Origin of the sequence: Caballeronia pedi (genome assembly GCF_001544915.2) — a bacterium.
Classification (GTDB): domain Bacteria; phylum Pseudomonadota; class Gammaproteobacteria; order Burkholderiales; family Burkholderiaceae; genus Caballeronia; species Caballeronia pedi.
Genome location: NZ_FCOE02000001.1, coordinates 51,918 through 75,365, shown reverse-complemented (window position 1 = coordinate 75,365; position 23,448 = coordinate 51,918). Strand labels below are relative to the sequence as shown.

Annotated in this window: 21 protein-coding genes; 7 read left to right on the top strand and 14 right to left on the bottom strand. The window is 63.1% G+C overall.

Features of this window, described 5'->3' with window-relative positions:
* Positions 1 to 61: 61 nt before the first annotated feature.
* Both grxC and AWB80_RS00375 read right to left on the bottom strand, forming a co-directional pair.
* Complete coding sequence (gene grxC / locus AWB80_RS00380; RefSeq protein ID WP_061172669.1) at positions 62 to 322, bottom strand: glutaredoxin 3; 261 nt, start codon at positions 320 to 322, stop codon at positions 62 to 64.
* Positions 319 to 744 carry a rhodanese-like domain-containing protein gene (locus AWB80_RS00375; protein WP_061172668.1) on the bottom strand — a complete coding sequence of 142 codons (426 nt, stop codon included), beginning with the start codon at positions 742 to 744 and terminating at the stop codon, positions 319 to 321. The genes grxC and AWB80_RS00375 overlap by 4 nt, the downstream gene beginning before the upstream one ends.
* 183 nt (positions 745 to 927) lie before the next feature.
* On the opposite strand from AWB80_RS00375, the gene gpmA reads away from it, so the two are divergent.
* The 4 genes from gpmA to AWB80_RS00355 all read left to right on the top strand — a co-directional run bounded on the left by gpmA (position 928) and on the right by AWB80_RS00355 (position 5,692).
* Complete coding sequence (gpmA, locus tag AWB80_RS00370; protein ID WP_061172667.1) at positions 928 to 1,674, top strand: 2,3-diphosphoglycerate-dependent phosphoglycerate mutase; 747 nt, start codon at positions 928 to 930, stop codon at positions 1,672 to 1,674.
* A gap of 266 nt (positions 1,675 to 1,940) precedes the next feature.
* Positions 1,941 to 3,527 (top strand): S41 family peptidase, encoded by a 1,587-nt coding sequence (locus AWB80_RS00365; protein ID WP_061172666.1) that lies wholly within the window; start codon positions 1,941 to 1,943, stop codon positions 3,525 to 3,527.
* A 103-nt stretch (positions 3,528 to 3,630) separates the two neighbouring features.
* A complete protein-coding gene (locus AWB80_RS00360) occupies positions 3,631 to 4,401 on the top strand; it encodes a HesA/MoeB/ThiF family protein (protein WP_061173062.1) in 771 nt (256 codons plus the stop codon).
* A 73-nt stretch (positions 4,402 to 4,474) separates the two neighbouring features.
* Positions 4,475 to 5,692 carry an autotransporter strand-loop-strand O-heptosyltransferase gene (locus AWB80_RS00355; protein ID WP_061172665.1) on the top strand — a complete coding sequence of 406 codons (1,218 nt, stop codon included), beginning with the start codon at positions 4,475 to 4,477 and terminating at the stop codon, positions 5,690 to 5,692.
* Here the strand turns inward: AWB80_RS00355 and ptsP are convergent.
* From ptsP to AWB80_RS00320, 7 genes are all read right to left on the bottom strand, one after another.
* Positions 5,689 to 7,449 (bottom strand): phosphoenolpyruvate--protein phosphotransferase, encoded by a 1,761-nt coding sequence (gene ptsP / locus AWB80_RS00350; protein ID WP_208635586.1) that lies wholly within the window; start codon positions 7,447 to 7,449, stop codon positions 5,689 to 5,691. The genes AWB80_RS00355 and ptsP overlap by 4 nt on opposite strands.
* Positions 7,450 to 7,669: 220 nt before the next feature.
* Positions 7,670 to 7,939 (bottom strand): HPr family phosphocarrier protein, encoded by a 270-nt coding sequence (locus AWB80_RS00345; RefSeq protein WP_061172663.1) that lies wholly within the window; start codon positions 7,937 to 7,939, stop codon positions 7,670 to 7,672.
* Positions 7,940 to 7,976: 37 nt separating this feature from the next.
* The gene (locus AWB80_RS00340; protein ID WP_035497527.1) at positions 7,977 to 8,465 is read right to left on the bottom strand and encodes a PTS sugar transporter subunit IIA; all 489 of its coding nucleotides are present in this window, start codon (positions 8,463 to 8,465) and stop codon (positions 7,977 to 7,979) included.
* A gap of 282 nt (positions 8,466 to 8,747) precedes the next feature.
* Positions 8,748 to 9,704: a glutathione synthase gene (gene gshB / locus AWB80_RS00335; RefSeq protein ID WP_061172662.1), complete on the bottom strand. Its 957-nt coding sequence runs from the start codon at positions 9,702 to 9,704 to the stop codon at positions 8,748 to 8,750.
* 62 nt (positions 9,705 to 9,766) lie between these two features.
* Positions 9,767 to 11,056, bottom strand: coding sequence for a glutamate--cysteine ligase (gene gshA / locus AWB80_RS00330; RefSeq protein WP_061172661.1), 1,290 nt, complete (start codon positions 11,054 to 11,056; stop codon positions 9,767 to 9,769).
* Between the two features lie 291 nt (positions 11,057 to 11,347).
* Entirely contained in the window at positions 11,348 to 12,823 is a 1,476-nt protein-coding gene (locus AWB80_RS00325; protein WP_061172660.1) for an ammonium transporter, read from the bottom strand.
* Positions 12,824 to 12,854: 31 nt separating this feature from the next.
* Positions 12,855 to 13,193, bottom strand: a complete 339-nt coding sequence (locus tag AWB80_RS00320) for a P-II family nitrogen regulator (RefSeq protein WP_014190273.1) — start codon at positions 13,191 to 13,193, stop codon at positions 12,855 to 12,857.
* Between the two features lie 446 nt (positions 13,194 to 13,639).
* On the opposite strand from AWB80_RS00320, the gene AWB80_RS00315 reads away from it, so the two are divergent.
* Positions 13,640 to 13,909 carry an accessory factor UbiK family protein gene (locus tag AWB80_RS00315; RefSeq protein ID WP_061172659.1) on the top strand — a complete coding sequence of 90 codons (270 nt, stop codon included), beginning with the start codon at positions 13,640 to 13,642 and terminating at the stop codon, positions 13,907 to 13,909.
* A 94-nt stretch (positions 13,910 to 14,003) separates the two neighbouring features.
* Positions 14,004 to 15,551, top strand: a complete 1,548-nt coding sequence (locus AWB80_RS00310) for a YifB family Mg chelatase-like AAA ATPase (protein WP_061172658.1) — start codon at positions 14,004 to 14,006, stop codon at positions 15,549 to 15,551.
* A 377-nt stretch (positions 15,552 to 15,928) separates the two neighbouring features.
* Here the strand turns inward: AWB80_RS00310 and AWB80_RS00305 are convergent, their stop codons facing one another.
* On the bottom strand, positions 15,929 to 16,531 hold the full coding sequence (locus tag AWB80_RS00305) for a hypothetical protein (protein ID WP_244206348.1): 603 nt from the start codon (positions 16,529 to 16,531) through the stop codon (positions 15,929 to 15,931).
* A gap of 137 nt (positions 16,532 to 16,668) precedes the next feature.
* On the opposite strand from AWB80_RS00305, the gene AWB80_RS00300 reads away from it, so the two are divergent.
* Positions 16,669 to 17,205 carry a peroxiredoxin family protein gene (locus AWB80_RS00300; protein ID WP_061172657.1) on the top strand — a complete coding sequence of 179 codons (537 nt, stop codon included), beginning with the start codon at positions 16,669 to 16,671 and terminating at the stop codon, positions 17,203 to 17,205.
* A gap of 51 nt (positions 17,206 to 17,256) precedes the next feature.
* Here the strand turns inward: AWB80_RS00300 and AWB80_RS00295 are convergent, their stop codons facing one another.
* The 4 genes from AWB80_RS00295 to AWB80_RS00280 form a co-directional block, all read right to left on the bottom strand.
* A complete protein-coding gene (locus AWB80_RS00295; RefSeq protein WP_061172656.1) occupies positions 17,257 to 18,591 on the bottom strand; it encodes a sigma-54-dependent transcriptional regulator in 1,335 nt (444 codons plus the stop codon).
* A 19-nt stretch (positions 18,592 to 18,610) separates the two neighbouring features.
* Positions 18,611 to 20,611 (bottom strand): sensor histidine kinase, encoded by a 2,001-nt coding sequence (locus tag AWB80_RS00290; protein WP_425266827.1) that lies wholly within the window; start codon positions 20,609 to 20,611, stop codon positions 18,611 to 18,613.
* Positions 20,612 to 20,638: 27 nt separating this feature from the next.
* Positions 20,639 to 21,928 (bottom strand): dicarboxylate/amino acid:cation symporter, encoded by a 1,290-nt coding sequence (locus AWB80_RS00285; RefSeq protein WP_061172655.1) that lies wholly within the window; start codon positions 21,926 to 21,928, stop codon positions 20,639 to 20,641.
* Between the two features lie 376 nt (positions 21,929 to 22,304).
* On the bottom strand, positions 22,305 to 23,327 hold the full coding sequence (locus tag AWB80_RS00280) for a virulence RhuM family protein (RefSeq protein WP_061172654.1): 1,023 nt from the start codon (positions 23,325 to 23,327) through the stop codon (positions 22,305 to 22,307).
* Positions 23,328 to 23,448: the final 121 nt, after the last annotated feature.

Below are 23,448 nucleotides of genomic sequence, written 5' to 3'. Positions count from 1 at the left end.
CTAGGTAAATCGAGGTGCGGCGCGCGGGGTTCACGTTGAGGCGCGCGCCACAAGTGTATCTTCAGACGGATTCGAGCAGCGGCACGAGACCGCCTTTGCGGTCGAGTGCGGACAGATCGTCGTAGCCGCCGACATGCGTTTCGCCGATGTAGACCTGCGGCACGGTGCGCCGTCCGGTGCGCGTCATCATTTCTTCGCGCCGGCCCGGTTCACGGTCGATCAGGATCTTCTCGATCGCGTCGACCCCGCGGGACTTTAAAAGACGTTCGGCCATCTGGCAATACGGGCACACGACCGTGCTGTACATCACGACTTTCTTCACTTGACTGCTCCTTGTTTCACCACCGGCATGCCTGCCTTTTGCCAGGCGTCTACTCCGCCCTGCAAAACGTGGACCTCGGCGTAACCCGCCTCGGCCACGGTGCGGCTCGCGCGCTGCGATTCCTGACCGGTTTGGCATACAAGCACGACCGGATTGCTCTTATTCTTCGCGATCTGGCCGATTTTTGCAGGAAGCTCCGTCAGTTCGATGTTCCGCGCCGAAGGCAGATGGCCCTTCGCGAATTCCGCCGCCGGCCGCAGATCGACGACCACGGCGTTGCGCCGGTTGATGAGCGTGGTGGCTTCGGCGGCGGAAATGCCGCCGCGCCCGCGCCGCATGATGGCGGGCCACAGGAGCAGCGCGCCGGAAACGAGCGCGATGACGATAAGTGCGATATTCGTGTATTCAGTGAAAAACTTCACGTCGAGGGCCGCCGAAATTTAGTAGGAAAGGAAGAAAGGGAAATGAGGGCAATCGCGGCATTATAAAATAACCGTTTCCCGCGATGGCCTCTGCCGTCCGGCCGATGGCGGCACCCCGCCAGCACGCGCAGGACGACAGGGTGCGATCGGCACACCCGCTTTTCCAACTGACCGACCGACATCATGTACAAGCTAGTGCTCATCCGCCACGGCGAATCGACGTGGAACAAGGAAAATCGCTTCACCGGCTGGGTAGACGTCGACCTGACCGAACAGGGCAACCGCGAGGCGCGTCAGGCCGGCGTGCTGCTGAAGGAAGCCGGCTATAAATTCGACATCGCCTACACGTCGGTGCTCAAGCGCGCGATCCGCACGCTGTGGCACGTACAGGACGAGATGGACCAGATGTACATCCCGGTCGTGCATTCGTGGCGTCTGAACGAGCGCCACTACGGCGCGCTCGCGGGCCTCAACAAGGCCGAAACGGCGAAGAAGTACGGCGACGATCAGGTGCTGGTCTGGCGCCGCAGCTACGACACGCCGCCGCCCGCGCTCGAACCGGACGACGAACGCGCGTCCTTCAACGATCCGCGCTACGCGAAGGTGCCGCGCGAGCAGTTGCCGCTGACCGAGTGCCTGAAGGACACCGTCGCGCGCGTGCTGCCGGTCTGGAACGAATCGATCGCGCCGGCCATCAAGTCGGGCAAGCAGGTCGTGATTTCGGCGCACGGCAACTCGATCCGCGCGCTCGTGAAGTATCTGGACAATATCTCCGACCAGGACATCGTCGGCTTGAACATCCCGAACGGCGTGCCGCTCGTGTATGAACTCGACGAAAACCTGAAGCCCATCAAGCACTACTACCTGGGCGATCCGGAAGCCATCGCGGCGGCGCAGGCCGCTGTCGCCAAGCAGGGCAAGGCGGGCTGATGCCCCGTCGCGGGCCGGGCGAGGTCCGGTCCGCGATCCGATTCGTGCGTCCATGGCACCGCGGCAAAGTGCGCTGGACGCATATGACGCGCGGCTGACAGCTGGCCGGCGGCATCGACAGATTCCCGTTGAAACGTGCGCAACCCTACGCTGCGAGGCATCAACGCCTCAGGCATTTAAGTTGCGTTTAAGTCGTCAATCAAGACGAGCAGGTATACTGGCCCGTCACCTACGATGCAGCCCATTCGCTTCCGACCGCACCCTTTATGCGAAAGAACCTGAAAAATTTCGGCCTGGTCGCCGCAGGCGTTGCTGCCGGCGTACTCGCAACGTTGCAGATTTCCGCATCCGCACAGCAATCCACCTCCACGCCCTTGCCGCTCGAACAATTGCGGCTTTTCGCCGAAGTTTTCGGGCAAATCAAGCACGAATACGTCGAACCGGTCGACGATAAAAAGCTCCTCACCGCCGCCATCAAGGGCATGGTGTCGAGCCTCGACCCGCACTCGTCGTATCTCGACAAGACCGATTACGAAGAGCTGCAGGAGCAGACCAAGGGTCGCTTCGCGGGTCTCGGCATCGAAATCTCGTCGGAAGACGGGCTCATCAAGGTGATTTCGCCGATCGAAGACACGCCCGCGTTCCGCGCCGGCATCCGTCCGGGCGACCTCATCACGCGCATCAATGACAAGCCGGTGCGCGGCATGACGCTGGACAAGGCGGTCAAGCAGATGCGCGGCGAACCGGGCACCAAGGTCACGCTCACGATCTTCCGCAAGAGCGACGACCGCACCTTCCCGCTCACCGTCACGCGCGCCGTGATCCGCGTGCAGTCGGTGAAGATGAAGGTTCCGGAGCCGGGCTACGGCTATATCCGCATCACGAGCTTCCAGGAGCGCACGGTGCCTGATCTCGCCGCGAAGCTGCAGGATCTCGCGCGCCAGCAACCGAACCTGAAGGGTCTCGTGCTCGATCTGCGCAACAACGGCGGCGGTCTGCTGCAAAGCGCGGTCGGTGTCGCGGGCGCGTTCCTGCCGGATAACTCGGTGGTCGTGTCGACCAATGGACAGATCGCGGACGCGAAGCAGACTTTCCGCGACACCTACGACAACTACCGTCTGCCGTCCTTCGATTCCGATCCGCTGAAGAGCGTGCCGGAAATCTTCAAGAAGGTGCCGATGGTCGTGCTGACCAACGCGTACTCGGCGTCGGCGTCGGAGATCGTCGCGGGCGCGCTGCAGGATCATCATCGTGCGCTGATCGTCGGCAAGACGACGTTCGGCAAGGGCTCGGTGCAGACCGTGCGCCCGATGACCGCCGACTCCGCGCTGCGCCTGACGACGGCCTACTACTACACGCCGAGCGGCAAGTCGATCCAGAACCAGGGCGTGCGTCCTGACGTTCCGGTCGATCAATACGCGGACGGCGATCCGGACGACGCGCTCGTCACGCGCGAAGTAGATTATTCGAACCACCTCGCCAACACGCAGGACCCGAACGAGAAGAAGGAGCAGGAGGCGCGCGAGGCGGATCGCCTGGAGCAACTGCGCATTCTCGAAGAGCAGAACGACAAGAAGACGCCCGAGCAACGCCGCAAGGATCGCGAGCGAAAGCCGGTCGAGTTCGGCAGCGCGGACGACTTCATGCTCCAGCAGGGTCTGAACAAGCTCGAAGGCAAGCAGGTCGTCGAATCGAAGTCGTACAGCGAACGCAAGCTCGCGCAGAACAAGCCGCCGCGTTCGGCTTCGGCACCGGTCGTGGCGCCTCCGGCGTTGCCGGCCACGCCGGGTTCCGCGCCGGCGTCGGGCGCGCAGCCGGCTTCGTCGCCGACCGCGCAGCAGCAGTCGAAGTAATCTTCCTGTAGTCCTGCAAAAGGCTTCGCAACGTGATGTTGCGAAGCCTTTTCTCTTTTGCGCGCTTAGAATGCTTCGTTCGAGCAAGCCGATTCTTTCCGCGATGAACGACGATCAACTTCTCCGCTATTCCCGCCATATCCTCGTCGATGAAATCGGCATCGAAGCGCAGCAGCGCTTTCTCGACGCGCACGCGATCATCATCGGCGCGGGCGGCCTCGGCGCGCCCGCGGCGATGTATCTCGCGGCGGCAGGCGTCGGCAGGATCACGCTGGTGGACGCCGATACCGTCGATCTCACGAATCTGCAGCGGCAGATCGTGCACATGACGCAAGCGGTCGGCACGCTCAAGGTGGAATCGGCGCGCGAGACCTTGAACGCGCTCAATCCCGGTGTCGACGTCATCGCGGTCAACGTACGCGCCGACGCCGCATGGCTCGACGCCAGCGTGCCGCGCGCATCCGTCGTGCTCGATTGCAGCGACAACTTCGCGACGCGCCACGCGATCAACGCGGCCTGCGTCGCGCATGGCGTGCCGCTCGTGTCGGGCGCGGCGTTGCGCTTCGACGGACAGATCAGCACCTTCGATTTCCGCGCGCCGGATTCGCCCTGCTATGCGTGCGTGTTTCCGCCGGATCAGCCGTTCGAGGAAGTCGCGTGCTCGACGATGGGCGTGTTCGCGCCGACCGTCGGCATCATCGGCGCGATGCAGGCGGCGGAGGCGCTGCGCGTGATCGGCGGCTTCGGCGAAACCCTCGCGGGCCGGCTGATGATGCTCGACTCGCTGCGCATGGAATGGAACACGATGAAGATCGCGCGGCAGCCGGATTGCCCGGTCTGCGGAAACGCGAAGTTGCAGCAAGCGGCGCGCTAATTAGGTCACGTCCTAATCTGCCTTTCGGACGATCCACTTAAGCTGTCCGATCCGTCAAAGACCGGATCGTCACTTGAGCAATGTCACTTCGCCGGCAAGCACGCAGCGTGGACTCACGCACGGCGCGTTCGTGCGGCCCTCGCTTCCGCAACTCGCCGGACCGGAAGGCATCCTCTACGACTTCAACTACGGCTGCCGGGTGCAGGTTCCCGTCGACGGCTGGCGCGTTCGCATGGTCGACCTGGACACCTTCAGCCAGGTTTTCGACGAGCCTGTCGAAGCCCATTCGATCGTCACGAGCCGGCGCAAATATTTTGTGCGCTTCGAACTGCAGGTGTTCGACGGAGAGCGCCTCGTTTTTCATCACGCATACGACGCGCGCGGCCGCAATGTCCTGATCCATCCGTCCGGCACGGCGCTCGGCGACACCCTCGCGTGGATGCCGGCCGTGGAAGCCTTCCGATTGCAGGAGCAGTGCGAAGTTTACGTTGTGCTGCCCGCGCATCTGCAGGCGCTGTTCGCGAAGGGCTACCCGGCGATCCGCTTCATGTTGCCCGAATCCTCCGGTTCGACCGATGACCCGTTCTACGCCACCTATTATCTCGGCTTTTTCTCGCCGTACACCGATCGCGATCACCAGCCAACCGATCCGCGGATGAGCAGCCTGCAGGACGCAGCCGCCTATCTGCTCGGCGTGCCGTGCAAGGAGCGGCGGCCGAACATCGTCGTTGCGGAGGCGGCGCGGCCCGTGGCCGAGCGCTACGTGTGTATCGCGACGCAATCGACGGCGCAGTGCAAGTACTGGAACAACCCGCGTGGCTGGCGGGTGTTGATCGATCATCTGAAAGCGCGGGGATATCGCGTGCTTTGCATCGATCAGCATCGTGAGTACGGCGCCGATGGCGTCCTCAACACGATGCCGGAAGGCTGCGAGGACTTCACCGGCAATCGTCCGCTCGAAGATCGCGTGAACCTGCTGCGTCACGCGGCTTTCTTCGTGGGACTGAGCAGCGGACTGTCCTGGCTCGCGTGGGCGGCGGGCACGCCGGTGGTGATGATCAGCGGCTTTACTCATCCGCATACCGAATTCCGCACGCCGTATCGCGTGATCAACTTTCACGCGTGCAACAGTTGCTTCAACGACACGACCTGCGATTTCGATGACCGGGACTTTCTGTGGTGCCCTCGCCGCCGCGACAAACCCGGGCGCTTTCAATGCAGCTCGGCGATCTCACCCGAGCAGGTCATCGCTCAGGTGGAAAGGCTGATCGCCGATTGCGGGCTGGTCTAAATCTTCTGCAACGCAGTCAACGCCGCCTGCAACTCGGCAGGCTCATAAGCCGCGAGCACATCAGCGACGGGCTTTTCGAACGCCTTCAGATTCGAACGCAAGATCTCCTGCTTCACGACGAGCAACTGACTCGGATGCATCGAGAATTCGGTCAGCCCGAGCCCGAGCAACAGACGCGTCACAGCAGGGTCGCCCGCCATTTCCCCGCACACCGAGACCGGCACCCCCGCGCGCTTCGCCTCGCGCAGCGTGAACGCGATCAGGTTCAGCACCGCCGGATGCAACGGATCGTAAAGATGCGCGACGGAGTTGTCCGCGCGATCGATCGCGAGCGTGTACTGGATCAGATCGTTCGTGCCGATAGACAGGAAATCGAGCCGGCTCAGAAACAGCCGCACCGCGATGGCCGCCGCGGGAATCTCGATCATCGCGCCGACCTGAACCTGCCGGTCGTACGCGACGCCCTCTTCGTCAAGCTGACGCTTCGCTTCGCGGATCAAATCGAGCGTCTGGTCGATCTCCTGCGCGTGCGCGAGCATCGGAATCAGGATCTTGGTCGGGCCGAACGCCGACGCGCGCAGGATCGCACGCAGTTGCGTAATGAACATCTGCGGCTCGGACAGGCTCCAGCGGATCGCGCGCAGACCCAGCGCCGGATTGGGCGCGGTCTCGTAGCCATCGCTGCCGCTCATCGAATCGAGCGGCTTGTCCGCGCCGACGTCGATCGTGCGGATCGTCACCGGTTTGCCGTTCATCAGCTCGACCGCGCGCTTGTACGCCTCGAACTGCTCCTCTTCCTCCGGCAACTGATCCTTGTGGTTCATGAAGAGGAATTCGGTACGGAAGAGGCCGACGCCCATCGCGCCCGCTTCGACGGCGACTTGCGCGTCGTCCGGCAACTCGATGTTCGCGCACAACTCGATCTTCGTGCCGCAAAGGGTCTGCGTCGGCGAGAACTTCAGGCGCTGCAGCTTGCGCTGTTCGAGCACCTTCTCGCTTTGCCGGTACGAATACTCTTCGAGGACGATCGGCGCCGGATCGACGATCACTATGCCATGATCCCCGTCGACGATGATGAGATCGTTCTGGCGAATCAGCGCGCTCGCCTGCTGCACGCCCACCGACGCCGGAATGCCGAGACTGCGCGCGACGATCGCCGTGTGCGACGTGCGCCCGCCCAGATCGGTGACGAAACCCTTGAACGCCTGCGTCTTGAACTGGAGCATGTCCGCCGGCGCGATGTCGTGCGCGACGACGATCATCTCGTTGTGACCGTTGCTCTCGGCCGTGTGCACGACGAGCGATGCGGCTGTCGGCGCGCCCGCGAGCGCCTTCAGAAGACGTTCGACGACCTGCTCGACGTCGGCCTTGCGTTCGCGCAGGTATTCGTCTTCGATCTCGTCGAAATAGCCACCGAGAATTTCCAGTTGTTCGGTGAGCGCCCATTCGACGTTGTAGCGGCGCGTGCGGATGAGATCGATGACCTCCTGCACGAGCATGGCGTCGTTCAGGATCATCGTATGGACGTTGATGAACGCGCTCATTTCGCTGGGCGCGTCGGCGGACAGGTCTTCGCGCAGCGCTTCGAGCTCGGCGAGCACGCCCGCCTGCGCCGCGTGAAACCGGGCGATTTCCGCGTCGATCTGATCGGGTTCGATCAGGTAATGGTCTACGTCGAGCGCTGCCGGCGCGATCAGGTACGCGCGCCCGATGGCGATGCCGCGTGAGACGGGAATTCCATGCAGCGTGAACGACACGCGCACCTCCTCTAGTTTTGATTGTCCGCGGCCGCTCAAGCCCCCTCGGCGGGCGCAAGCCGCGCGCCCATTATAAATTCGAATGTCGTGACAAGTCCCTCCACACATTGTTGCGGTAGGGACAAGACAGTTGCGCGAGATCAAGCGAATCCACGGCGCGGGCGCAAAAAAGCCGCGTCGATGCGCGGCTCTTAATGCGTTCGAAACGGCGACTAAACGCTTACTGTCCTTCTCCAAACTTGTCGGCGATCAATGCGAGGATCGCCTGCATCGCTTCGGTTTCGTCGGAACCTTCGGTTTCGATCGTCACCGTGCTGCCGATGCCCGCCGCCAGCATCATCACGCCCATGATGCTTTTCGCGTTGATCCGGCGGCCGTTGCGGCTCATCCAGATCTCACATTGAAAGTTGCCCGCCAGTTGCGTGAGCTTCGCGGATGCGCGTGCGTGGAGCCCCAGCTTGTTCACGATTGTTGTTTCTTGTTGCAGCATGATGCTCCGGAACGCTAGATGGATGAATTGAGCGGCGTCAGTGGCTGGCGGCCTTGGCGCTGACGAGATCGGCGCTCGCCGAGCATGCCGGGTCCGGCGAGCCGGCGGCCTTCGTCGCGAGGGCGCAGGGATTGAGCGGCGTGGACGAATCCAGTTCCTGGATGCCCTTCGAGCCGCCCTGCAGAATCTTTTCGGTGAGCGTGTCGAGCGGCGTCGCGCGATAGCAGACGGCGCGCACCAGCATCGGCAGATTGCAGCCGGCGAGCACGCGCACGTCGGTGTCGTGCAGGCTCGCCGCGATATTCGCGGGCGTCGCGCCGAATACGTCGGTCAGCACGATCGCGCCGTTGTCTTCCTTCAGACGGTCGATTTCCGAGCGCGCGAACGCGCGGACTTCGACGGGATCGCAGTCGGGCGACACATCGATGACGCCGATGCGCGCCGGCAGACCGCCGTAGATATGAGCCACGCACTCGCGTAGCGCGGTGGCGAAAGGTGCGTGCGCGATGATCAGGATGCCAGCCATGTCAGGTATTGCCCCAGCACAATTTAGCGACAAAAGTCAGACGATAACGTCAGTTCGCTCGAATGCGCGCGAGCGGCGCGGAACACAACTCTAAAGTGGATACGGTTCGGGCGGATATCAACCGCCTTCCGGTTCCATGACTCCCAGCCTGCGCCTCGATGCTTAAACGCGCTTTAAGACGCGATCGCACCCCAAAACGACAGGCGACGGAAAATCAATTGTAACAGTCCCGCCGAGGTGAGTTTGGCGCGCTGCCCGCGTCCGTTCCGTGCGCCGGCAGACTCAGTGCGCCGCGCGTTCGAGTGCGTCGATGAACATGCCCGCGACGTCGAAGCCGGTCTGATCCATGATTTCGCGGAAACACGTCGGGCTCGTGACATTGACTTCGGTCAGATAATCGCCGATCGCATCGAGCCCGGCCAGCAACAGACCGCGCGCCTGCAGCACCGGCCCGAGCGTCTCGGCGATTTCACGATCGCGCGCCGACAGCGGCTGCGCACGGCCGAGCCCGCCCGCCGCGAGATTGCCGCGCACTTCGCTGCCCTGCGGAATGCGCGCGAGCGAGTACGGCACGGGCTGCCCGCCGATCACGAGAATGCGCTTGTCGCCGTCCTTGATCTCGGGGATGAACTTCTGCGCCATCACCGTGCGCGCGCCGTCTTCCGACAGCATTTCGACGATCGAGCCGAGATTCATGCCGTCCGCCTTCACGCGGAACACGCCCATGCCGCCCATGCCGTCGAGCGGCTTGAGAATGACGTCGCCATGTTCGGCGTGGAAGGCGCGCAGACGCGCGGCGTCGCGCGTGACGAGCGTCGGCGTGACGAACTGCGGCCATTCCGCGATGGCCAGCTTCTCCGAGTGATCGCGGATCGCCTGCGGCTTGTTGAAGACACGCGCGCCGTTGCGTTCGGCGATTTCCAGCAGCCAGGTCGAGTTCACGTATTCGAGGTCGAACGGCGGGTCCTTGCGCATCAGCACGGCATCGAAATGCGTGAGCGGCAGATGCTCGGCCTGCTCGGCCGCGTACCACGGCCAGCGGTCGCTGTTCGCCTCGTCGCCGACGATCGCGATGCGCCGCACGCCCGCCTCGACGCTCGCGCCCGTCCACGCGAGATGCTGCGGCTCGCACGCGTAGAGCACGTGGCCGCGCCGCGCGGCTTCGGCCATCATCGCGTAGGTCGTGTCCTTGTAGATCTTGAAGCGATCGAGCGGGTCGGCGATAAAGAGGATGTTCATGGGAATTCGCTAGTTCGGTGCGCGGCCTGCGAGCTTACCGCAAGCCGCCATTTCACACTTGATCACACCTGAATGGCTTCCGGATCGGTCTTTTCGAGTTCGACCGATGCCGCCAGCAGCCCGAGCCGCGCCACCACGCCATACATGTAGAAGCGGTTCGGCGGGGCCGCGCCGGGTTTCGCGTGGGTATCGGGCAACGCGGTGTGCTCGAAGCCGAGCGGTACGAAATGCATGCCCGGCGCGTTGAGGTTCTGATCGCGCTCGCGCGAATCGTGCACGCGGTAGAAACCGCCGACGACATACCGGTCGATCATATACACCACCGGCTCCGCGACCGCATTCTCCACGCGCTCGAAGGTATGCACGCCTTCCTGAACGATCACGTCGTGGACTTGCAGGCCTTCCTTCGCGTCGTTCATCTTCGCGCGTTCGCGCTTGGTCAGCGCGGCGACTTCACTCGCGTCGTGCACGGTCATCACGCCCTTGCCATAGGTGCCGGCGTCGGCCTTGATGACGACATACGGACGCTCGCTGATGCCGTACTCGCGATACTTCTTCGCGATCTTCTTCAGCACGCCGTCGATGGCTTCGGCGAGCGCTTCCTCGCCGGTCCGCGCCTCGTAGTCCACGCCTTCGACGTGCGCGAAATACGGATTTACCATCCACGGATCGATCTCGACGAGCTTCGAGAACTTCTTCGCGACGTCGTCATAGCAGGAGAAATGCGTCGACTTGCGGCGCACCGCCCAGCCCGCGTGCAGCGGCGGCAGCAGATACTGTTCGTGCAGATTTTCCAGCACGGGCGGAATGCCGGCCGAGAGATCGTTGTTGAGCAGGATCGAGCAGGGATCGAAATTCTTCAGGCCGAGACGCCGCGGCGTGCGTTCGAGCGGTTCCAGCACGATCTTCTGGCCATCCGCCAGCGCGATGGTCACGGGGCCGTGGATGTTCTCGTCGAGCGTGCCGAAGCGGATATTGAGGCCGGCCTGACGCATGATCAGCGCGAGCCGCGCGACGTTCTCCAGATAGAACGCGTTGCGCGTGTGGCGCTCCGGAATGACGAGCAGATTCTTCGCGTCGGGGCAGATTTTCTCGATCGACGCCATCGCCGCCTGCACCGCGAGCGGCAGCACTTCCTGCGGCAGATTGTTGAAGCCGCCGGGAAAGAGATTGGTGTCGACCGGCGCGAGCTTGAACCCCGCGTTGCGCAGATCGACGGAACAGTAAAACGGCGGCGTGTGCTCCTGCCATTCGAGCCGGAACCACCGCTCGATGGAAGGCATGGCCTCGAGGATTTTCCGCTCGAGATCGAGCAGCGGGCCATTCAACGCCGTTACCAGGTGCGGAACCATTGATTACTCGCGAGCTTTGCATGGGACCAGAGTCAGCGCGAGCGCCAGTCCTGGTCGACACAGGGGAGGGGAAGATTGTAGAGCAATTGCTTTGCCTAATTGGGTATGAACCGCCAATTGACAAGGTTTCCCGGCCTTGGCCGCGCGCTGCGTTCGACGAAAACCCGACGAAAGACGCAGAAAACGCCACAGCCAAAAAAAAAGGCCCGCCGTGAAGGCGGGCCAAGTCGCTGCGCTCGTTCTGTCGCGCCGAACCGGTGCGCCTCGCGGCGGCCGGTTGCGGCGCAATGCTCATTCGACGTGCTCGCCGTGCAGCGTGACGTCGAGACCTTCGCGTTCCTGTTCTTCCGTGACGCGCAGGCCCATGGTCATGTCGATGACCTTCAGCAACACGAAGCTGACGACGCCGCTGTAGACCAGCGTGACGAGCACGCCCTTCGCCTGCACCAGCACGCTGCCGTCGAAACCGCCGATATCCTTCACCGCGAACACGCCCGTCAGCAGCGCGCCGATGATCCCGCCCACGCCGTGCACGCCGAACGCGTCGAGCGAGTCGTCGTAGTTGAACTTGTGCTTGAGCCACGTCGCCGACCAGAAGCAGACCACGCCCGCGACGATGCCGATCACGATCGCGCCCGTCACGCCGACGAAGCCCGATGCCGGCGTCACCGCCACCAGACCCGCGACCGCGCCCGAAATGATGCCGAGCACCGACGGCTTGCCCTTCGTGATCCACTCCGCGAACATCCAGCCGAAGGCGGCGAAGGCGGTGGCGATCTGCGTCGTGAGCATCGCGAAGCCGGCGCGGCCGTCAGCCGCGACTGCCGAACCCGCGTTGAAGCCGAACCAGCCCACCCACAGCATCGATGCGCCGATCAGCGAAAGCACGAGATTGTGCGGCGCCATCACTTCGCGGCCGTAGCCGACGCGCTTGCCGAGCACCAGACAGCACATCAGGCCCGCGATACCTGCGTTGATGTGAACCACCGTGCCGCCGGCGAAGTCGAGCACGCCAGCCGATGCGAGCCAGCCGGTCGGTTCCCAGACCATGTGCGCGACCGGCGAGTAGACGATCAGCGACCACAGCGACATGAACACGAGCATCGCCGAGAACTTCATGCGATCGGCGAACGCACCGGTGATGAGCGCGGGCGTGATGATCGCGAAGGTCAGCTGGAACGCGAAGTAGACCGACTCCGGAATGGTCGTGGCGAGGTGGCTCACGGTGAGCGTGGTCGCCTTGTCGCCCTTGATGTAGGCCATGCCGTGCAGGAACACGCGCGAGAAGCCGCCGAGGAACGAACCGCCCGGCGTGAACGCGATGCTGTAGCCGACGACGGTCCAGAGAATCGTCACAAGACAGCAGATCGCGAAGCTCTGCATCACCGTGGCGAGCACGTTCTTCTTGCGCACCATGCCGGCGTAGAAGAGCGCGAGACCCGGGATCGTCATGAAGAGCACGAGGGCGACCGAGGTCAGCATCCAGGCGGTGTCGCCCGAGCTGATCTTGGACGAATCGACCATGACGGGCTCGGTCGGCGCGGCCGGCGCCGCATCGGACGCGCCAGACGCTGCCGCTGCCGCCGATGCGGCATCGGCGGACGAGGCCGACGCCGTGTTGGCGGAAGCCGGTGCACTTGCGGCGGTCTCGGACGACGCGGGTGCCGAGGCAGCGGCCGGCGCGGACGCATCCTGGGCGAGAGCGGTGCCGACATTCGCGCCGATCAGCGCGCCCGCCACCAACAGTGACATCAAAAAGTTACGCATTCTTCTGGTTCCTCTTATCGCCAATTTCTTGTTAGAGCGCGTCGGCGCCGGTCTCGCCGGTGCGGATGCGGATGACCTGCTCGATAGCCGTGACAAAGATTTTTCCGTCGCCGATCTTCCCCGTGCGGGCGGCGCGTTCCACGGCCTCGATCGCCTGATCGACGATGTCGTCGGAAACGGCTGCTTCGATCTTCACTTTCGGCAGGAAGTCGACGACGTACTCCGCGCCCCGATAGAGCTCCGTATGCCCTTTCTGTCGGCCGAAGCCTTTCACCTCGGTCACCGTGATGCCCGAGACGCCGATGGCCGACAGCGCTTCGCGCGCTTCGTCCAGCTTGAACGGCTTGATGATTGCGGTAATGAGCTTCATGTATGCCTCGCTGTGGTGTGCTGATCCTTCGTTGCGTTCTAAAGCGGATTGCGCTGGGTTTAACCGCCACGTCCGCCCTGCCCGGCCGCTCAGAGAAGCGTGCAGAAAAGGTCCGCGCCACTTATGCAACTCGTATGCCATGCGAGTGTTCATGCGGGATTCGGCGGTTTACGGAAAGCTTCCGCCGAAGGGGTCGGCCGAACGGCCAACGTGCGCCGCGCGCGCTGGCGCCGGGGTGTGTTCGTTGCTAGAGTGGTCGCAAGGTCCCGCAAAAAGGGGCATGGGCGGACAACGCGAGGGCGCGGCAGCGCTAAAATCGCGGCGCCTCGAAGGTGCTCCGAGGCGTGCCGGCGCAGTTGGCGGCGCGCACCAATTTCGAACATTCGATAATTCGGGGCACTGACCTAACAATGAATGCACTTTTTTAGTGCAAGAAGGGAGAAACGATGAAGCAGCCCAACGACGTTTTCAACGATCTGCAGCAGAAGATGAGCGATCTCTTCAAGAATTCGCCTGCGAAAGACGTCGAAAAAAACATGAAGGCGATGCTTTCGCAGGGCTTCTCGAAGCTGGATCTCGTGACGCGCGAGGAATTCGACACGCAGACGCAAGTGCTCGTGCGCACGCGCGCCCGTCTGGAGGAACTCGAAAAGCGCGTCGCGCAACTGGAGCAGCGTCTCGCGGGTGGCGTAGGCGCTTCCACCGTCCAGGACTGACGCGCAGAACCGCCCTACCGCATACCTCGGCTAGCGAGCCGTGAGTTTCTAGTTCCATTGCCGGCGCGGTCATTGCGCCGTTTCAGGTGAAATCATGTCGCTTGCCGTGGTACGCAGCCGCGCGCCCGCTCCTGGGCGCGCGCCCGAAGTCGTCGTCGAAGTTCATCTCGCCAACGGGTTGCCGTCGTTCTCGATCGTCGGCTTGCCCGATCTCGAAGTCCGCGAAAGCCGCGAGCGCGTGCGTGCCGCGCTGCAGAACTGTGGCTTCGATTTTCCCGTCCGCAGAATCACCGTCAATCTCGCGCCCGCCGATCTGCCGAAGGAGTCCGGGCGCTTCGATCTGCCGATCGCGCTCGGCATACTCGCCGCGAGCGGGCAGATCCCGGCCGAATCGCTGGAACATCGAGAGTTCGCGGGCGAGCTTTCGCTGACCGGCGCGCTGCGCCCGATGCGCGGCGCCTTCGCGATGGTCTGCGGCGCGGCCCGCCATTACGCATCGACGCGCGAGGCGGACACGCGCGTCCCCGAAATCTACGTGCCGCTCGCGAGTGCATCGGAGGCGGCGCTCGTGCCGGGCATCGACGTATTCGGCGCAGCGGACCTACCGACGCTCTGCGCGCATCTGAACGGCGTGCCCGACGCGCGGCTCAGACCCGTGCAGGCAGCGCCCCTTCCCGCGGCCACCACCGCGCCTTTCGCCGATCTCGCCGATGTCATCGGCCATCCCGCCGCGCGGCGCGCGCTGGAAGTCGCGGCAGCGGGCGGTCATCATCTGCTGATGGTCGGGCCGCCCGGCGCGGGCAAGTCCATGCTCGCCGCGCGCCTGCCGGGCCTGCTTCCGCCGATGAACGATGACGAAGCCCTCACGTCCGCCGCGATCCTTTCGGCGAGTTCGATCGGCTTCACGCCCGGGCAATGGCGGCGCAGGCCGTTTCGCGCGCCGCATCACTCGTCGAGCGCGGCAGCGCTCGTCGGCGGGCGCAATCCGCCGCAGCCCGGCGAAATCACCCTCGCCCATCTCGGCGTGCTCTTTCTCGACGAACTTCCCGAATTCGACCGCAAAGTGCTCGAAACCCTGCGCGAGCCCCTCGAAGTCGGGCAGATCACCATCTCGCGCGCCGCGCAGCAGGCGGACTTTCCGGCCGCGTGCCAGCTCGTCGCCGCGATGAATCCGTGTCCGTGCGGCTGGCGTGGCGATCCGAGCGGACGCTGCCGCTGCTCGCCCGATGTCGCCGCGCGATATCTGCGCAAGCTGTCCGGGCCGTTGATGGATCGCATCGATATTCAGATCGAGCTGCCGGCGCTGTCGCCTGCGGAGCTGTCGGCGCGTGGCGCGCGGCGCGGCGAATCGAGCGCCGCGGTCGCGGCGCGCGTCGCGGCGGCGCGCGACGTTCAGATGCGGCGTCAAGGCAAGACCAATCGCGAGCTCGATGGCCGCGAAGTCGATCAGGTCTGCCGTCCCGACGCCGCTGGCGAAGCATTGTTGCGCTCGTCAGGCGAGCGCTTCGGCTGGTCGGCGCGCGCGTATTACCGCGTGCTGAAAGTCGTGCGGACGATCGCCGATCTCTCCGGCGCCGAGATGCCTGACGCCGCTCATGTGGCCGAAGCAGTTCAGTATCGGCGCGTGCTCGGAGCCGCCTGAGGCCGTCCCGAGCGGACTGGCCCGAGCCCTGCTAGTGGAAAATTGCTTGTCAAGACTTGACTTATTCACACTGAAGCGATCCGGGCCGCATTTTCGTCCGATCAAACCCCTGATTCGCGCTCATTTCGCAGACCATTGATTTTATTGAATTATTTAACTTGCCACGAAGACAGGCAAAGTAACGTAAACCGCATCAATTGGGCTTTTGGGCGCTAGCGCACACTCTTTTCCACACAGTTATCCACAGACATTGTGGATAGTGGAAAAAGTCCATACGAATCCGTGGATTAGCGCGTAAACTTACGAAGGAACTTCGGTTTCGTTACGCGGCCTAAGGGCGTTGTTAAGTCAGCACTCGCAGAATTCGAAGGCTTCCTCTAAAAGAGTTTGAAGGACGTGAAGAACTGGTCGGCCTGCTCCCGGGGCGGCGACTTGTCGGACACGATCACAAGCTGATAGACATGCACACCGCGCGCGACGAATCGCGCATGGATCGTTCGCGCTTCGCGTTTGTCTCCACTTTCTCCCTTCACTTCGATCTCACTGCCGAGCACTCGACCGCCCGCCGCCAGATCGATTTGCGTCGCGCGCGCGTCGGGCGTCGCGTTCACGTTATGCGCGAGGCCTTGCTGAAGAAAGTCGAGCGTCGCGCGCTGCAACGCCGGATCGGCGTTCGGCAGCACCACGGCGCCTACGGCGAACACCGCATCGCCGGCTTCGGCGGTCTGCATGCGCATGGTCATCGGCTGGCCGGCGATTTCGATCTTCCGTTCGTTGGCGCGCGGCTTCGCGGGCAAGGTCACTTCGTAGCCATCGTCGTTGTTCATCACCGTGCGCCAGTCATACGACGGCGTGCATGCGAGCAGCGCGCCGCATGCGACAGATGCGCACAGCAGTCGCGCGGGCGAAGTAATCATCGGAAGAAAGCGCGCGGCCGCGCGCCCAAAATAGACAGGAACCACAGAGAAAACTCGCTTCATGACGGATCGCAGCTTGAAAACCATCATTATCGCGCTGCGATGCCGAACCTATCGGCGCGTCACGAACCCATCCCGAAATTGGCGCTAGAATACGCAGCAGTCTCCGCCGTTTGCGGGAGAGCAATTCGAGGTTTCACATGTCCCAAGCCACGCAAGACACAACCACGCGCGCCAAGAGCCCGCTGCGCTATATCGTGATGGCGCTCGTCGCGGGCGTGATCGCCTGTACCGGCTATTTCGCCTTCGGCGGCCAGCAGAAGGTGCCCGACGCGACCTTCACACTGCTTTCAGGGCAGAAAATTTCCACGTCCGGCGATCTGAAAGGCAAGGTCTATCTCGTCAACTTCTGGGCGACGAGCTGCGAGACCTGCATGAAGGAAATGCCGCAGATGATCGACACGTACAACAAGTTCAAGGGCCGCGGCCTGGAATTCGTCGCGGTCGCGATGAACTACGACGCGCCGATGTACGTCAGCAATTACGCGCAGACGCGCAATCTGCCGTTCAAGGTCGCGATGGACGACGGCAGCGCCGCGAAGCAGTTCGGGAACGTGCAACTGACGCCGACGACCTTCGTCATCGACAAGAACGGGAAGATTTTGAAGCGTTATGTCGGCGAGCCGACGTTCGCGGAACTGGACCAGTTGCTCGACAAGGCGCTGGGTTCGGCTTAAACGCTTTCGACACCCGACACGAAGCCCGCTGGCGCAAACCAGCGGGCTTTTTTATCGCTCCGACGAATCGCCCTTCACGACGATTCCATAGCGCTTGATCTTCTCGTACAGCGTCGCCTTGCCGAGTTGCAGCCGATCCGCCGCCACCGCGACCGCGCCGCCGCACTGCTCCAGCGCTTCTGAGATCACCGCGCGCTCGAACACCTCCGTGCGCTCCTTGAGCGATTGCGTCGAGGTATCGAGCGACGCGGCGCCGCCGTCATCGACGATACCGAGCACCATGCGGTCCGCCGCGTTGCGCAGTTCGCGCACGTTGCCGGGCCAGTCGCGCTGCATCAGTTCGGCGCGCTGTCGATCCGTGATGAGCGGCGCGGGCCGCTCGTAGCGCACGGCGGCATCGAGCAGAAAGTGCTCGAAGAGCGGCACGACATCTTCGCGGCGCTCGTTGAGCGGCGGCAGCGTGATCGTCACCACGTTCAGCCGGTACAGCAGATCGCGACGGAACGTGCCATCGGCGACGTGCTCGTTCATGTCGCCCTTGGCCGCCGCTACGACGCGCAGATTCGCGCGCACCGGCTGGTTCGAGCCGAGCCGCTCCAACACGCCGTCCTGCAGCACGCGCAGCAGCTTCACCTGGAGCGAGAGCGGCATGCTTTCGATTTCATCGAGAAAGAGCGTGCCGCCCGACGCATGCTCCAGCTTGCCGACGCGCCTTTTCTGCGCGCCGGTAAACGCGCCGGCCTCGTAGCCGAACATTTCCGATTCGAACATCTGCTCCGGCAGCGCCCCGCAATTCACCGCGATGAACGGCTTGTCGCGGCGCGGCGACATTTCATGCAGGCTGCGCGCGATCAGTTCCTTGCCCGCGCCGGTATCGCCGTTGATGAGCACGGAGGCGTCCGTCGGCGCGATGTTCGCGATCAGCCGCCGCACCTGCTCGATTGACGGACTGCGCCCGATGATGCGGCTTTGTCCCGCCAGTTCGCGCCGCAGCGCCTGGTTTTCAAGCACCAGCGCTCTGCGCTCCAGCGCGCGGCGCACCGCTTCGATCAGCCGTTCGGACGCGAACGGCTTCTCGATGAAGTCATACGCGCCGTCGCGCATCGCCTGCACGGCCATGGAGATGTCGCCGTGGCCGGTGACGAGAATCACCGGCACTTCCGGCGCACGCTCGCGGCATTGCGCGAGCAGATCGAGGCCGCTCGCGCCGGGCAGGCGGATATCGCTCACGATCACGCCGGGGAAACTCGCGTCGATCGCGCGCGCGGCCGATTCGACGCTGCCGTGACCGGTCACGTCGAAGCCCGCGAGCTGCAGGCTCTGCACGCTCGCCCGGCGCACGAGTTCGTCGTCTTCGATGAAGATCACCTGCAAACCGGTGGTCATGTCTTGCCTCTGCAAAGTGTTACGCACGGCGCAGCGTCAATACGAATTCTGCGCCGTACGAGCCGTCCGCGTCGGCTTGCGTGCCGCCTTCGGGGCCGTCCGCGACAATCGGCGCGACGCGATTGCGCGCGCTGAGCGCACCGCCGTAATCACGCGCGATCGCCGACGAAATCGCGAGCCCTAGCCCTAAGCCCTGCCCCATTTCCTTCGTCGTGAAGAACGGTTCGAAAAGGCGCGGCAGCGCGTCGGCGGGAATGCCGGGGCCGTTGTCGCGCACGACGATCTCGATCGCGTTCTCGCGCGCGTCCAGTTCCACGACGATGCGCGGCCTGTCGCAAGAGGCGACCGCATCGAGCGCATTGCCGATCAGATTGATGAACACCTGTTCGAGCCGCAGATCCTCGCAGCGCACGAACACCGGCGCGCTGCCTTCCGCGAGTTCCGGCGCGACATCGATCACGACGTTCTTCATGCGCGGACGCAGCATCGAGAACACCTGGCGCAGCGCGCGCGCGACGTCCGCGCGCGCGTTCTTCGGCCGCGCTTTCGTGACGAACAGCTTCAACTGGTTCGTGATGTTGCCCATGCGCTCGGTCAGCGACGCGATCGCTTCGAGATTCTCGCGCGCCGCCGCCTGATCGCCGCGGTCGATCAGGACGCGCGTGTTGTCGGAGAAGCTGCGCAGCGCGGCCAGCGGCTGATTCAGTTCGTGCGTGATGCCCGCCGCCATCTGACCGAGCGCGGCGAGTTTGCTTGCCTGGACGAGTTCATCGTGCGCGGCGCGCAGATCCTGCTCCGCGCGCGTGCGCTCGTTCACTTCCTTGGTGAGCTGCGCGTTGGCTTCCGACAGATCCGCCGTGCGCTCCGCAACCCGCTGATTCAGTTCGGCATACGCGGTCTGCAGCAACTCGCGGCTCTTGATCATCTCGCGCACGCGCGCGCGGCGCATGCGCCAGTAGAACGCGAGCAGACACAGCGACACGAACACGAGCGCCGTGACGATGACCGCATTCTGCGCGGCGCTCTCGACGGGATCGAGCGCCGCCATCGTGATGAGTTGCCAGTCGGGTTCGCCGATCGAACGGTGTGTCGCGAGATACGCCGGCGCGTGACGTCCGTTTCCCCCGCCGCCGACGCGCACGATCTGCGCGCCGCCTTCGAGCGTCTTCACGATGGTCATCGGCAGCGGCGTGATCGCTTGCTGCGCGTACTGACGTGTCGCGTAGACGGACGCCTCGATGTTCTGCGGCAGCGGCCGCACCGTGTGATATTTCCACGCCGGCAGTGACGACAGAAAGATCACGCCGTGGTCGTCGGTGACGATGAGCGGCTCGGACGCATCGGCGCCTTGCAGCCATTCGAGATTGAGCTTGACCACCGCCACGCCGATGATCTCGCGCGTGCCCTCGCGAAAGACCGGCTGCGAAATGTAGTAGCCGGGTTCCGTCGAGATCGTGCCGATGCCGAAGAACCGGCCGACACCGCCTTTCATCGCATCGATGAAATACGGCCGGAAGTTATAGTCCACGCCGACGAAGCTGTCCGTGGCGTTCCAGTTGCTCGCGGCGACGCTGATTCCGTTCGCGCGGATCAGATAGGTGACGGTCGCGTGGGCGCGCGCGTTGAGGTCTTCGAGATAGCGATTCGCGCGTTCGACGTTGGCCGGGTCGGGATGATCGAGCGCGTTCTGCACGACAGGATGCCGCGACAGCAGATACGGCAGATATTCGTAGCGGTCGAGCGTGCTCTTGAGCGTGCTGGTCGTGCGATCGACGCGCGCGGCGGCGTTGAGCCGGAGTTCGTCGATGCCGCTTCGCCACGCGACATGCCACGTGAGCGCGCAGCACGCCACGAGCGCGGCGAAGAGCGCGAAGAACACGAGGATACGGCGCGTCACGTGAGCAGATTCCCGCGGTTGAGGATCTGTCATTGTGGCATACGCGCCTTCGGGATACGGCCCGCCGGACGCCGCAAACGACTGCGGCGAAGCACTCGCAGACTGAGGCTTCGCCGCTTGCATGATCGCGTGTCCGGATGCCGAACGCGTTTAGACCGACTTCGCTTCTTCGGTGTCGGTCACGTCGACATCGCGCGACAACGCCGCTTTCAGCTTGCTGCGATCCAGCTCCTTTTCCCACGCCGATACGACGACCGTCGCCACGCCGTTGCCGACGATGTTCGTCAGCGCGCGGCATTCCGACATGAAGCGGTCGATGCCGAGAATCAGCACCATGCCCGCGAGCGGAATCGTCGGCACGACGGCCAGCGTCGCCGCCAGCGTGATGAAGCCCGCGCCCGTCACCCCGCTCGCGCCCTTCGACGTGAGCATGGTCACCGCGAGCAGCGTCAGCTGCTGGCCCCACGTGAGATCCGTGTTGGTCGCCTGCGCGATGAACAGCACGGCCATCGTCATGTAGATGTTGGTGCCGTCGAGATTGAACGAGTAGCCGGTCGGCACGACGAGACCCACGACCGAGCGCGAGCAGCCGAGCTTTTCAAGCTTGAGCATCAGTTGCGGCAGCGCGGCTTCCGACGAGCTCGTGCCGAGCACGATCAGCATCTCTTCCTTGATGTACGCGACGAATTTCAGGATCGAGAAGCCGACCATGCGCGCGATCGCGCCGAGCACGAAGACGACGAAGATGATCGAGGTCAGATAGAACGTGCCGATGAGCTTGAGCATCGGCAGCAGCGAGCCGATGCCGTACTTGCCGATGGTGAACGCCATCGCGCCGAACGCGCCGATCGGGGCGAGCTTCGTGATGATGCCGACCATGCCGAACAGGATGCTCGACAGACCTTCGATGAACGTCGTCACCACCTTGCCGCGCTCGCCGATATGTGCGAGCACCGAGCCGAACAGCAGCGCGATCAGCAGGATCTGCAGGATTTCACCTTGCGCGAACGCCGAAACCAGCGTGTCCGGGATCAGGTGCAGGAAGAAGTCGACCGTGCTCTGGCCGTGCGCCTTGGTCGCGAACGAATCGACCGCCTTGTGATCGAGCGTGGACGGGTCGACGTTGAAGCCGACGCCGGGCCGCAGGATGTGCGTAGCGGCGAGGCCGAGGATCAGCGCGAACGTCGATACGACTTCGAAGTAAAGCAGCGCCTTGCCGCCGACGCGCCCGACCTTCTTCATGTCCTCCATCCCGGCGATGCCGGTCACGACGGTACAGAAGATGATCGGACCGATCACCATCTTGATGAGTTTGATGAACCCGTCGCCGAGCGGCTTCATGTCCGCGGCGAGAGTGGGATAGAAGTGACCGAGCGCGATGCCGATGATGATGGCCACGATCACCTGCACGTACAGGACTTTATAAAGGGGTTTTTTCACGATGGTTCCAGACGTTAACAAGCAGTTGGCGGAAGGTCAGCCAGCGGCGAGCGTTGACGCGCGGAGCTTTTCTGTCGTGCACGGTGAGTCTGTGGGATGCGCACGTCGAATCGCGCCGCGAAAGCGTTAGCCGCTTCGTCGACGGATTCAGGGACGTTTGGATGCGAGAGGGGTCATCGATTTGTCTCCTTGAATTTTATGGGCGGCTCGCGGGCCGTGGCGTCTATATTGCAAGGGCGATGCCAGCTTGGGTTCTTTTTAAGTTTATGATTTTTCTAGCTATTTTTTGACGCGCAGGTAGGCGGAATCTGAGTTTCCGGAAATCCGGAATGGGGGTGTCTGGCGATCTGGACGAAAACCTGAACTCGCAAACACATCAATGTGCGGTCTTGGCGCGATTGCCCAGTTGTCTCTCGACATCTTCAATCTCGCGCAGATCCGCTTCGTCTGCGTCTTTCGCTTCCGCCGCGCGTCGGGACGCATCGAATTTCTCATACAATTCCGCGATGATGGTGCTCATCGAGGCCTGACTCATCCGGCCGTTGTCGCGAAGAAGTGGCTGCTCATTGAACGTCATGAAGCTATCCACATAGGCTCGCCAATCATGCATGCGGAGATTCTGTCGCTGCTGCGCGCGAAGCTCAGCGAAGTCGAGAAACAGAGTGACAATGCGATTGAGGTCGCGCAACTCGTCGCCCTTCAAGTAGTTTTTTGCAACCGTCACATCGCCCTTACGTACTCGCCCCCCATTCCATGAAGTCAGCCCCATGTTTGGTTGAGCGAGGTCGGCACGCTCTACGATCAACTCGGCTGCCGTATGACCGGTGACCGCGAAGAACATCTTGTTCTGGACTTCGGCGAAGAAAAGGCTGGTAGCTTGGGCATCGTCACTGTAGTCGATGGACAGCGCGAACAGGTCACGCACCTTCTGATAGAACCGCTTCTCCGACGACCGAATGTCGCGAATACGCTCAAGCAGTTCGTCAAAGTAGTCCCACTGCCCGGAACCTTTCAGGCGCTCGTCGTCGATTACGAAGCCTTTTACGAGGTACTCGCGCAGGTTCGTCGTCGCCCACTGACGAAACTGGGTGCCGCGGGGAGATTTCACTCGGTAACCGACCGCCAGAATCATTTCGAGGCTGTACAGCAACGTACGGTAGCTTTTGCCATCGGTGGCAGTTGTCAAGTCTTTCTTGACAACTGAATCAGCACGAAGCTCGGCTTCCTCCAGCACATTGCGAACATGCAAGCTTATGTTTTGCTTGGTGGTCTGGAACAGTTCTGCCAACTCGCCTTGCGTCAGCCAGACACTTCCATCTTTCGCTCTCAAGGAAAATTTCGCGCTTCCGTCCTCGGTTGCGTACAGCACGAGTTCAGAGTGCATTTCTTGCGCGCTCATCGTATGGCCCTATGAAAAACAGCATCTCATCATCTCTGCAAGACCACGTTGAAATCAACACGAATTGGACGAGATAGCCATCCGTCAAAATCGAAAGCCCAACAAAAAACCCACGGTATCC